Annotated in this window: 9 protein-coding genes; 5 read left to right on the forward strand and 4 right to left on the reverse strand. The window is 56.8% G+C overall.

Annotation, left to right across the window (positions count from 1 at the left end; all coding sequences use genetic code 11):
• Nucleotides 1–96: 96 nt before the first annotated feature.
• Nucleotides 97–687: an FGGY family carbohydrate kinase gene (locus PHW69_08085; protein ID MDD4005143.1), complete on the reverse strand. Its 591-nt coding sequence runs from the start codon at nucleotides 685–687 to the stop codon at nucleotides 97–99.
• Nucleotides 688–959: 272 nt separating this feature from the next.
• Here PHW69_08085 and PHW69_08090 point away from each other — a divergent pair, with 272 nt between their 5' ends.
• From PHW69_08090 to PHW69_08100, 3 genes are all read left to right on the forward strand, one after another.
• Nucleotides 960–2,033, forward strand: a complete 1,074-nt coding sequence (locus PHW69_08090; protein MDD4005144.1) for a nitronate monooxygenase family protein — start codon at nucleotides 960–962, stop codon at nucleotides 2,031–2,033.
• A 216-nt stretch (nucleotides 2,034–2,249) separates the two neighbouring features.
• Nucleotides 2,250–2,708 carry a hypothetical protein gene (locus PHW69_08095; protein ID MDD4005145.1) on the forward strand — a complete coding sequence of 153 codons (459 nt, stop codon included), beginning with the start codon at nucleotides 2,250–2,252 and terminating at the stop codon, nucleotides 2,706–2,708.
• Nucleotides 2,709–2,942: 234 nt separating this feature from the next.
• Complete coding sequence (locus tag PHW69_08100) at nucleotides 2,943–3,905, forward strand: hypothetical protein (GenBank protein MDD4005146.1); 963 nt, start codon at nucleotides 2,943–2,945, stop codon at nucleotides 3,903–3,905.
• A 94-nt stretch (nucleotides 3,906–3,999) separates the two neighbouring features.
• Here PHW69_08100 and PHW69_08105 read toward each other — a convergent pair whose 3' ends face one another.
• From PHW69_08105 to PHW69_08115, 3 genes are all read right to left on the reverse strand, one after another.
• Complete coding sequence (locus tag PHW69_08105) at nucleotides 4,000–5,178, reverse strand: hybrid sensor histidine kinase/response regulator (protein ID MDD4005147.1); 1,179 nt, start codon at nucleotides 5,176–5,178, stop codon at nucleotides 4,000–4,002.
• Nucleotides 5,175–5,609, reverse strand: coding sequence for a response regulator (locus tag PHW69_08110; GenBank protein ID MDD4005148.1), 435 nt, complete (start codon nucleotides 5,607–5,609; stop codon nucleotides 5,175–5,177). The genes PHW69_08105 and PHW69_08110 overlap by 4 nt, the downstream gene beginning before the upstream one ends.
• Nucleotides 5,610–5,750: 141 nt before the next feature.
• Nucleotides 5,751–7,097, reverse strand: a complete 1,347-nt coding sequence (locus PHW69_08115; GenBank protein MDD4005149.1) for an MFS transporter — start codon at nucleotides 7,095–7,097, stop codon at nucleotides 5,751–5,753.
• A gap of 152 nt (nucleotides 7,098–7,249) precedes the next feature.
• Between PHW69_08115 and PHW69_08120 the strand changes: the two genes are divergently transcribed.
• Nucleotides 7,250–10,159, forward strand: a complete 2,910-nt coding sequence (locus tag PHW69_08120) for a DUF2339 domain-containing protein (protein MDD4005150.1) — start codon at nucleotides 7,250–7,252, stop codon at nucleotides 10,157–10,159.
• Nucleotides 10,140–11,112, forward strand: a 973-nt coding sequence (locus PHW69_08125; protein MDD4005151.1) for a hypothetical protein, incomplete at its 3' end; no start/stop codon positions are given. The genes PHW69_08120 and PHW69_08125, both read left to right, overlap by 20 nt.

Here is an 11,112-nt window from a genome sequence, read left to right on the forward strand (position 1 = left end):
TGGAGCGGGAACCGTTGGGATACGGAGCGGAAGCTGTCCGGTTCCTTTGGAATTGATCAACGGGTCGCTGCGAAGCAGCGTGGGGATGATTCCGCTCTACTCTTGCCGCAGGCGGAGCCTGGGGCGGCAGGCGTTTGTGTAGTCCGTGGCGTGCACTTTTCCTGCGGTGAGGTTCCACAGGAGCCAGGTGTCTATCGTGCCGCACAAGAGCTGCCCGGTTTCCGCTCTGGCGCGCGCGCCGGGTACATTGTCCAGAATCCAGCGTATTTTAGTGGCGGAGAAATAGGCGTCAAGCACCAGTCCGGTTTTTTCGCGTATTTTATCGGCCAGCCCGGCTTTTTTAAGTTCCTCGCATTGGGGGGCCGTGCGGCGGCACTGCCAGACGATGGCGTTATGGACCGGTTCGCCGGTTTTCTTATCCCACAGCAGCACCGTTTCCCGCTGGTTGGAAATGCCGATCGCGGCGATCCTGCCCGGAGTTATCCCGCTGTAGCCAAAGACCGCTTTTGCCGATTCGACAAGCGAACCCAGCAGTTCCCCCGGGTTGTGCTCAACCCAGCCTTCCTGCGGGTATATCTGGGCGAACTCGCGTGATTCCTGCGCCAGTATTTCGCCGTTCACGCCGAAAATTATGGTGCGGGAGCTGGTGGTTCCCTGATCGAAAGCAAGCAGTAAATCCCTGGTCATGATGACGTAATTCTACCATTTTGCAAAACCCCTTGAAATCCTTCCGGATTGTGGGCCGGTTTCCAAATATGGTACCCTATCAGCAAGAGCGGCGTGCCGATAGTCAGCAGGGCTGCCGGTCGAACGCAATGCCACAGACTGGTCCACTGTCCCGGCCATTTATCCGTAGGGCCATTATCCGCCGGGAAGATTGTTGCCGTTCGGTTTTATCCAGCACATTCCCCGAACCAGACTCCGGGCCATACTGTCAGGCGTTGCCAAGGAGATTTCTTATGAAAAGCATTTTGCCGCCGTTAAATATCGGCGGCCTGAAGATTGCCGTACCCATTATTCAGGGCGGCATGGGAGTGCGTGTGTCGGATTCGGGGCTTGCCGCCGCTGTAGCCAATTGCGGCGGAGCGGGCACCATAGCGAGTGTGGGGCTGGGTTATTGCGAGGAATACTGCCCTGACGTGGTGAAAGTGTCGAATGACGGTTTGCGCCGTGAAATACGGCGCGCGCGGGAATTGTCGAAAGGCGTAATCGGCGTTAATATAATGTTCGCGCTGAGCAATTACGAGGAACTGGTTAAAACGGCGGCCGAGGAAAAAGCCGATTTCATCGTTTCCGGCGCGGGCCTGCCGCTCAATTTGCCGGAACTGGTCGGCGAATCGCCGGTGCGGCTGCTTCCGATAGTGTCGTCCGCCAGGGCGGCAAACATCATAATGAAGACTTGGAAACGGCGCTATAACCGCCTGACGGATGCCGTGGTGGTGGAAGGGCCTATGGCCGGCGGACATCTGGGGTTCAGCACCGCTGAACTGGGCGATGCCGGGCTGACGCTTGAAAAAATCGTGCCGCAAGTGATTGCCGCCGTAAAGGTCTATGCGGATGAAGCCGGCCGGAAAATTCCCGTCATAGCCGGAGGCGGGGTCTATACCGGAGCGGATATAGCCGGATTCCTTAAAATGGGCGCTGGCGGTGTGCAGATCGCCACCCGGTTTGTAGCTACCGACGAGTGCCCCGCGGCTCAGGCGTTCAAGGAGGCCTATCTCAAAGCCACCGCCGCGGATATTTTCATTATCAAGAGTCCCGTGGGCATGCCGGGCCGCGCGCTCCGCACGAAGTTTCTCGACCGTGTGTTTGGCGGGGAAACCATACCAAACAAATGCGCGTACCGCTGCCTGCGCAGCTGCAATCCCACAACGGTGCCGTACTGCATAGCGAAAGCCATGATAAACGCCGTGGAAGGCCGGCTGGACGATGCGATAGTGTTCGCCGGAAGCAATGTTTCCCGCATAGACCGCATTATGCCGGTTCGGGAACTGATGGACGAGCTTGTGGCTCAGGCCAACGCCGCTTATTGAAATTCGAAGTGCCAAACCGTCCCGGTCGTATCGGGACAAAAAACCCCGCGCGCAAACGCGGGGTTTTTTCTATTCGGCATAAACAATACTGTCGGCTTGACATAATCATATTTCGTGATACAATATAGCAGTAATTGCAAACAACGGCAGAGAGTCCGTACAGCTTGGGGAAGCTTGCGGGGTAAATCAAAAGGGCTGTTTGCCGTGGGAGGGGGAATGGCGTTATTGAAGGTGGTGGATGGTTGGGGGCTATTGAAAAAAGGGGTTGACGAAGGTGTAGTGACGCGGGACATGAAGTCCCAGCTGAAACAGCTTATGGAGGATGGCAATGTCGTTTATTCCTCCGATTTCCGCATACTGGAAAACTATCTCAGCCTTAACGGCGTGAAGTACACTCTGAAAGGCCGGGATTTGTGCTGGGCGGAAACCAAGGCTTCCGAGGCGGGTTCGGCTAAAGATGCCAAAACGGCGGACAAGATACGCAATCTCAGGCGGTTTTCAAAAGAGTCCGTAGAGGGCGCGCATCCGGACGGCACGTTTGTCATCATCGCGCAGGACGATTTTGTGGCTTATAACTGGAAAAGTTTTCTGGACCGGTTGGCCAAAAACGTCGGCGCGGACAAGCCCGCGATAAAAGTGGCGCCTTTTTCAAACTGCTCGATCATCTATCTGTAGGCAAAAACCGGAAACAGATAAAAAACCCCTGCGCGAAGGCAGGGGTTTTTATTTTGAGGCAGCCGGTGCGGATCACGGGCGGGCGCAGCGGGTCGCGCACGCGCCCCGCTGCTGCGAAGCAGGCCGGTCGGGTTCCGTGCGCGAAGGAGCCGGGTCCGGCCATGCGTTTTTCGGGTGTTCGCAAAATGCTATCATAAGTGCAAGGCGGTTATTTTTGCCTGAAAGGCGATTATTGTGAGAAAAACGATGCTTGGCGTTGTTTTGCTGGTTGGCGCCCCGGTGCTGGCGCAGCAGCCGGTTTGTCCGGCTGCGGGACCGGGCACCCCGGAAACGAAGCTTGACTGTCCGTGGGCGGGCATAGTCCGGCTTATGGAGACGGCTGTTTCGCTTGAACAGCCGGTTCTGCCGCTGCTTGAGAAACACGCGCCCGGGCTGCTGGCGCAGATGCGCCGTGACGCCCGGTCGAATGAAATCCAACTGCTTTGGGGCCGCAGTTTGAATTTCGACGAAGGCGCGAAAAAAACCATCCTCAATCGTTCCATATACGATACGCTCGCCGCATTGATCGGCGTGGCCCGGCAGGAGGGCGATGCGGTTCATGCCGGCGCCGAGCATACTTACGGGTATCTGCTGAGCAATCTCGACACTCCGTTCGGCTACAAGCGCGCCCGCTGGGTGGAGCCGGACATAAATGCCGGGTTTGGGTTTGCGGAACGGGAAATCAGTCCTGCGCCTGATGCCGGAACGTTGCTTTCCAATCTTACGGTTTTTGCCGGCCGGATAGCCTTTCGCGGCGACAGCAGCTGTTTGCGGATGCTTGATGCCATACCGGCTGCCGCAACCGTGAGAGATTTCAATTTCGCAAGTTTATCCGTAATACGGCTGGTTGAAACCGTGGTTGTGGCGGAACGTACTGTCGAACTGCGCACCGATCTGGCAATGTTTCCCAACCCGCAGACGAAAACGCAGGCCCTTTTAATCTATTCGGTGAAGGACAGCGCCGAGCCGGGCGCCCGGCTGATCAGCGCTTTTCCGGTCGCCGGGGATTTTGTGGCCCGCATCGGCAAGCCCGGCAACGCCGGTTCCGGCAAGAAAATCAAAACCCGGTATAACGCTTTTGTGAAAGGGATTACCGGCGCGGATTTTACCGGTGAGGTGAAACTGCTGGTTTTCGGCGGGCCGGTTCCGCCGCGTTAAACAGCTTGTGTTCCAGCTGCTGTGACGCCGCCTGGCTGTTTTCAAAACGGGCCCCGGTTTGAACCGGGGCCCGCTTTTTTGAAGGCGAAAAACGTTATCTGGACGGCAGCACAATGTTCACCGTCGCGCCCGTGCCTTCGCCGGGATTGATCATGATGTGCCCGCTGTGGTTTTTTATGATGCCGTAGGAAATGAACAGACCCAGCCCCTTGCCCGGCGCGGTTTCGTTGCCGCCGCCGATGATGCCTTTGGTGGTGAGAAACGGGTTGAACAGCCGTTCCCGCACGTCCGGGGCGATGCCCGGGCCGGTGTCGCTGAACGAAATCGTGATGCATTTGCCGTTATTCTGGCACAGCAGGTGGGGATTGGTGCGGCACAGATCCTGCGGGGTTCGGCCGCAGGGCCTGAGCGTAACGGTAAGAACCCGCCTGGGGCAGTCGCGCATGGCTTCCACCGCGTTTATGATCACGTTTAGAAAAACCTGCGAAATCTGGTCGGCGTTGCAGCGTATCTCGCCCACTTCCTCGAAGTCCGGCTTCACCTCAATGTTGTGGCTGGAGAACTGTTCGTTCATCAGTGCCAGGCTTTCTTTTAGCAGCGTGGCGGGATTGATTTTCTGCATCCCGGACGTGCGCTTTGTGTACCCCATAAGCCCTTCCACTATCAGTTTGGAGCGGGAAACAAGGTCTTTGAAAACCTTGCAGATCCTGGCCAGATCGTCCGGCGATTTGCTGTCGGCGTACATCTCCACATAGCCCTGCATGATGAAAAGAATGTTGTTGAATTCGTGCGCCACGCCCGCCGCGAGGTTTCCGATCGCGATCATCTTTGAATTTTCAATGAATGCCGCCTGCGTGCGCAGGATGGATTCATTCATTGATTTCAGCCTGTCCTGATCCAGCTTTGTCTGGAGGTGCACCTCTACCCGCGCGATAATTTCATCCGGCGTGAAAGGTTTAACCACATAGTCCGCCGCTTTCAGGCGGAACCCCCGGACTTTTGTTTTGGTGTCGTCTATGGCGGTGGTGATAATAACCGGGATGTTTTTTATCCGGTCGTCGTTTTTTGCCTGCTCCAGCACCTCAAACCCGTCAATGTCCGGCATTACTATGTCAAGCAGAACCAGATCCGGCAATTCGGCTCTGAGCAGGTCGAGCGCCTCTTTGCCGTTGCTCGCGAAGAAAAAACCGTATTCCGGATGCTTGAACGTTAAAATGTCAGACAGCAAAGACCGGTTGTTTGCGTCATCGTCAACAATAAGCACTTTTATCATGAGAAATATTTTGTCTTCTGCTTTTCCCTGTAGGTCGCCCATTCTTCCCGCAACGAATACCAGCGGTCCATCCGGTCAAACGAGGCCTTTACAAGCGATTTTATAAGAGCCAGAGGAAACGGCTTGAGCAGAAAATCCGATGCACCCGCTTCAAACAGTTCCGCTATGCCCTGCAATGTGGGATACCCGGTAATAATGATTATCTGGGCGAATGGATTAACCTTTTTAATTTCGTGAAAAAGTTTTATTCCGCCCATCTTCGGCATCACAAGATCTGTGATGACTACATCAAACACGGTATCCCGAAGCATTTCTATGGCCTGTTCGCCGTTCAGCGCGCAGAACACTTCATAACCTTCTATCTTGAACATATCAGACAGGAGATCAAGTATATAAGTTTCGTCGTCAACGATCAGTAGCTTGCGTGTCATACTATAGTCCCCCCGCAGGGATTTGTCTAGCCCTCACGAATAATATTCACATCCTGCCAGTTCAGTATAGTATATATACTGATAGGATGCATGTCCAGTATATTTTGAATCATAATACGATGGCAATAGAGTTTACTCGGCCTAGCTATTTTTAGGTATATGCGCGACTTCGACCCATTTTTTTGCAAGTATTAATCCGATAGGCGACAAGCAGGCGATAATTCCGTAAATGAGCCATAATGTTGAAGTGTCCTGCGCGCCTGCGGGCGGCACAAACCGTTCCAGCATGAAGCCTGAATAAAGGCCGGTTGTGAATTTGGCGAGAAACCACGGTATTCCGGCAAGACCCATATACGCGCCCACTTTGCCGGCCGGCGCAAGGTCTGCTACATATTCGAGAAACCGGGACGACCATACCGCTTCGCCCAGCGAAAACAGGATCACATATGCTATCAGCATGTTAAGGTTCGGGCCGGGCACCAGCAGGAATGTGGTCACGGCGGAGATGCTGGTGCCGATGATCATCATGGTGATGATATTGGCTTTGCGCGTCAGCGCCGCTATAAGCGGCACGAAAATAACGATAATGAACGGGTTGAGCCCGTTTATCCATTCGAATTTCTGGCTGACCGCTTCGGGGAAGGCCCGGAACACATAATCCGGCATGGTAAGGAACTGGTGCGCGAAAAGCGTGCGGACGGGCAGCAGAATAAAAATGAAGAACATGAACCGGGAGTCCAGAAAAGGCAGTTCGGCGAGTTTCTGTTTCCATGTAAGCTGCGGGCCGGTATGCGGGACGTCTTTTACAAGCCGGTGCGTGGCTTCCGTTTTTGCGTTGAACAGCGTCATGTGCACCAGCATCATAAATCCGGTGATGGCCGTGCAGATCCAGAAAACGCCGTCAATTCCCCAGCCCAGCCCGACTATGTTGCCGAGGAATTTGTCGCCTGTCCGCACAAAAGGCGAAACAAAACTTTCAGCCACTATGCCGAGGTTCATTATGGCGTAGAGAAAACTGTAGCCGATGGTGGCGGTTCGCTCGTCGGTGTACTCTTTCACTCCGGCGTAAAGCGCGGGCTGGAGGATACCCGAACCCGCCGCCATGAAAAACAGGCCTGACCACGCGATCAGGTAGGCGGTAAACCCATGTCCGTCGCACGGCGCGCAGGTGATAAGCACCCGCCCGGTGAAAAGCGCGCCCAGCGACAGGGTAATTGCGCGCCGCACTCCCAGTCTGTCCGACACGAACCCGCCGCCGAACATGAACAGCGTGACCAGCCCGGTAAAAGCGGAAACGCTTATTCCGGTCAGCGCGTCCGGCATGCCGACGCGGGTGCCGAGAAACCGTGTCAGAAGGGTAAGGATGCCGAAATAGGCTATCCCGTCCCCGAAATTGACCATATTGATCAGCCAGAACGCTTTTGACGAACCGAACAGGATGCCCATGCTTTCTTTAAGCGAAAGCTCCTTTTTTGTTTCGTTATCCATTATTCCACCCGTACTTTAAAATAATTCATCACAGCGTATCATATTTTTCACACCGCCGACACAGCGTCTGTCAAGCTCCGCCATACTCACAATGGCGGCAAATGTGCTATTCTAAAAGTGTCAATTGTTTCGCACAGGAGAGGATGCAGGCAATGACTTTTCTATTATTTGTCGCGGTAGTGTATCTGATCGCCAAGTCCGCCAGGATAGGCGATGCCGAGCGTGAAATTTCATCGCTGAAAAACCGGATTTCGCAGCTGGAGCGGTATATCAGTCTGCTGTCCGGAAAATTCGCGCCAGCCGTTTCTAAAACATCTTCTGAAACCGCAGTTCGGCAGGAAGCGTCCGCTGTCGGGCCCGGCAGCGCGCCTCCGGCCGGCGCCGCGCCCGGATCCGTTCCCGCGCCGGTTTTGCGGCCGCACGCCGAACCCGGCCCGATACCGGGCGCGCTTGAGCCGGATATGCCCGGCCCGGCGCCCGCAAAAACGGTGGACTGGGAAAATTTCGCGGGCGCAAGCCTGTTCGCCTGGCTGGGCGGGTTCGCGCTGTTTCTGGGGCTGGTGTTTTTTGTCAAATATTCCATTGATGCGGGTTACCTCAGCCCGCTGGTGCGGGTGGCGCTGGGTCTTGCCGGCGGAACCGCGCTTGTGACCGGGGGAGCATATATTAAGGATCGCGGAGTGAAAATCACGTCCGACACGTTGTGCGCGAGCGGCATAGCCGTGCTGTACGCGTCCGTATACGCCGCCGGTTCGTTTTACGGTTTCATCGGGCAGGGGCCGGAGTTTTTATTCATGGCGATTGTTTCGGCGTCGGCGTTTTTCCTGTCGGTTCACATGAACGCGCAGTTTGTAGCCATACTGGGGCTGGCCGGCGGGTTTTTGACTCCGCTGCTGCTGTCTGCCGGAGAAGCCCGCACGCTGGCTTTATTCAGCTATATCGGTCTGCTCGATATAGCGCTGCTGGCGCTGGCGGCGCGGATGCGGTGGCCGGCGCTGGTCTGGCTTTCGGGCCTGGGTACGCTGGCGCTTGAGTTTTCGTGGTATGGCAGGTTCTTTTCGGTTGAACAGGTCTGGCCCGCGGCGGCGGTGTTCGCGCTGTTTCCCGCGCTATATGCCGCAATGTCGTTTTTAAGGGACAATCTCCGCCTGAAAGATGATTTCGCCGGGGCTTCCGCTCCGGCGCTGGCAATAGCGGGAGTGCTGGCCGCATGGAATATGGCGGGGTTTAACGGACTGGCGGGCCGCCCTGCGCCGGCATTTACGCTGCTCATGCTGGTAAATATCACGCTCTGCGCGCTTTCCTGGCGCGAGGCCGGATTTTACGAGCCGTGGCGCAAGATCGTCAGTCTTTTGAATTTTGTCACGCTGCTGCGCTGGACAATTTATTCCGTCACCCCGGAAACATTGCCGCTGGCGCTGTTTTTCTTCGTGCTGTTTTCCATTCTGGGCGGAATATTTCCGCTTTATATGAGAGCGCGTGGCAAGACGCAAATAACTTATGCCGACGGGCTGGCGGCGACGCTGTGCCTTCTGCCGTTGCTGCCGCTGATTTTTAAATGCGGGACAGGCTCGTGGCTGGTATGGCCCGCTGTTGCGGTTATCGCCGCCGCCGGGCTGGCGGTGGCGGCGGCGCTGGGCGCGGCGAGTCTTGCGGTCGGAGGCTTCGCGCTGGTGCTGATTGTGATGCTTTTCTGGCTGTTTAAAATGCCGCTTGCGGGCGGCGGCATCGGCCTGATGATAATGGCGGCTGTTATGGCGGGCGTGTTCATGGGGGTGGGCGCGGGGCTGAAAAAACTGTCGGGCGCGCTGGACATGCCGCCGGACAACCCGCTGTTCAAACATTTTTCGCTGCTGTCCGTGCTGCCTTCGTTCATGCTGATGTTCGTTGCGGTGTTTTATTTCAAGCCGCTGGCGCCTCATGCGGCGTTCGGGGCGGCGCTTGCCGTCGCGGTTTTGCTGCTGGCTGCCGCGCGCGTTTATACAAAGGGCGAGGCCGCCTATATGGCGCTGATCGGTTCGTTTCTGGTGCAACTGGCGTGGCATTCCGTTATGGAAACCGGGATGGAGCCGGCCGGCATCGCGTGGCACTGCCTGTTTCTGGCGGTTTTTCTGGCGTATCCGTATATAGCGCGGGGCAGGTTTTCGCAAATGCCGGCCGTATGGATCACCGCCGCGCTGGCGGGCTGCGCGCAGTTTCTGCTTGTTTACGGCGCGTGCAAGCCGTTGGTGCCGCCGCTGGCGCGCGGGTTTGTGCCGGCGGCGTTTGCCGTGCTGTATCTGGCGGTTGCGCTGTTTGAGGCGCGCGGACGGGGAGGCGACGGGTTCAGTCGTTCCCGGCTGGCCTGGTCCGGTGGAATGACGCTGTTTTTCATAACGCTGATTTTCCCGGTCCAGTTTGACCGGGAGTGGCTGACCATAGCCTGGGGCCTTGAGGGCGCGGCGCTTGTGTGGCTGTATGCCCGGCTGCCGCATCCGGGCCTTAAGCGGGCGGCGTATATTCTGCTTGCCGCAAGTTTCGCCCGGCTGGCTTTGAACGGGTCGGTGCTGACTTATCATATCCGGCAGGACGTGCCGGTTTTCAACTGGTATCTGTATACTTACGGGCTGGTTGCGGCGGCCTGTTTTATCGGCGCGAAACTCTGGCCTGAAAACGAGGGAGAGCTTTTTGCCACCAGACCCTCTCCGGTGCTTTCCGGCATGGGCGTTATTCTGCTGTTCCTGCTTCTGAATATCGAAATAGCGGATTATTTCAGCGCCGGTTCCGCTCTCACGTTCGAGTTTTCGGGCAATCTTGTGCGGGATATGGTGTACACGCTCGGCTGGGGTCTGTTCGCGCTGGGCCTGCTGGTGGCGGGACTGTACAAAAGATCCCGGGCAGGCAGGCTTGCCGCCGTCGCGCTTATGTCGGCGACCGTGCTGAAACTGTTTTTCCATGACCTGTGGGTTTTGGGCCAACTGTACCGGGTAGGCGCGTTTGTGGGGCTGGCTGTTCTGCTGATAGTGGTTTCCTATCTTTATCAGAGATTCGTGCGAGGCAATCATGAAACATCCGTTCCTTAGCTTCGTGCTGTGCGCGGTTTGCGTAACGCCGGCGCGGGCCGGCTGGAATTATGTCCAGACTGTGGCGGCCGGCGCGGCCGGCCTTAATAAAATCGAGCTTTCGACAGCCGTTATTGACCGGAGTCTGCCGGATCTGGCTGATCTGCGCCTGCGCACGCCCGGCGGCGCGGACGTTCCATATTTCACCGTACGGAACCTGCCGCCGGATTTTGTTCTTCAGACCGATATCCGCGAGGAAGGCAAAATGACCGTCGTGCTGGCTGATTTCGGCAAACCACGAGATGTCATGGGCGTGCTTCTGGAAATTCCCGCCGAGGAATTTATAAAGACTGTAAACGTAATGGGGAGCGATACCGGCGCGGACTGGCGGCCTGTCGCGCTTAAAAAATATATTTTCCGGCAGGGCGGCCGGGCGAAACTGCAGGTGCGGTTCGCGCCGGTCCGATACCGTTTTCTGCGGCTTGAGCTTGATAACGAAACTTCGCCGCCAGTGGGCATAACGCAGGTCAGCGCGGTGCTGCGCGCCGGCGCATATGACCGGCTGAAAAAAATCGAGATTCCATTTTCCGCCGCGCAGCGCGGCAAGGATACCGTTCTGACGCTCGACCTGCCTGCCAGAAACCTCTACATCGCGGAACTTGAGCTGACCGCGCAGGACGGTCTGTACAGCCGGCAGGCGAGACTGGTTTCCGTCCGTAACAGTTTCGCTGCGGCCGGCTGCGTGGGTTCAGGGCAGGAACCGGGCTGCGGGAAAAGTTTTCCCGTCCGCCGGCAATTCGCCGATGAAACCGCTCCGGAGCTGATCATTTCAAACGGCGACAATCCGCCTCTTGCGGTCAGGAGCGTGACCGCGTATTGCCTGCCGGTTTACGCGGTGTTTGATTCGCCGGCCCCGGCGGCTTATAAACTTTATTTCGGAAACAGAACCGCGCGCGCGCCGGATTACGGGCTGG

This window comes from Elusimicrobiaceae bacterium, from assembly GCA_028700325.1.
Taxonomy (GTDB): Bacteria; Elusimicrobiota; Elusimicrobia; order Elusimicrobiales; family Elusimicrobiaceae; genus JAQVSV01.

What these genes read in the sequence shown, in the direction of transcription:
- PHW69_08090 (MDD4005144.1), top strand. Translation starts at nt 960, where the DNA reads ATGAAAAGCATTTTGCCGCCGTTAAATATCGGCGGCCTGAAGATTGCC.
- PHW69_08115 (MDD4005149.1), bottom strand. Translation starts at nt 7,097, where the DNA reads ATGGATAACGAAACAAAAAAGGAGCTTTCGCTTAAAGAAAGCATGGGC.
- PHW69_08105 (MDD4005147.1), bottom strand. Translation starts at nt 5,178, where the DNA reads ATGATAAAAGTGCTTATTGTTGACGATGACGCAAACAACCGGTCTTTG.
- PHW69_08120 (MDD4005150.1), top strand. Translation starts at nt 7,250, where the DNA reads ATGACTTTTCTATTATTTGTCGCGGTAGTGTATCTGATCGCCAAGTCC.
- PHW69_08110 (MDD4005148.1), bottom strand. Translation starts at nt 5,609, where the DNA reads ATGACACGCAAGCTACTGATCGTTGACGACGAAACTTATATACTTGAT.
- PHW69_08095 (MDD4005145.1), top strand. Translation starts at nt 2,250, where the DNA reads ATGGCGTTATTGAAGGTGGTGGATGGTTGGGGGCTATTGAAAAAAGGG.
- PHW69_08085 (MDD4005143.1), bottom strand. Translation starts at nt 687, where the DNA reads ATGACCAGGGATTTACTGCTTGCTTTCGATCAGGGAACCACCAGCTCC.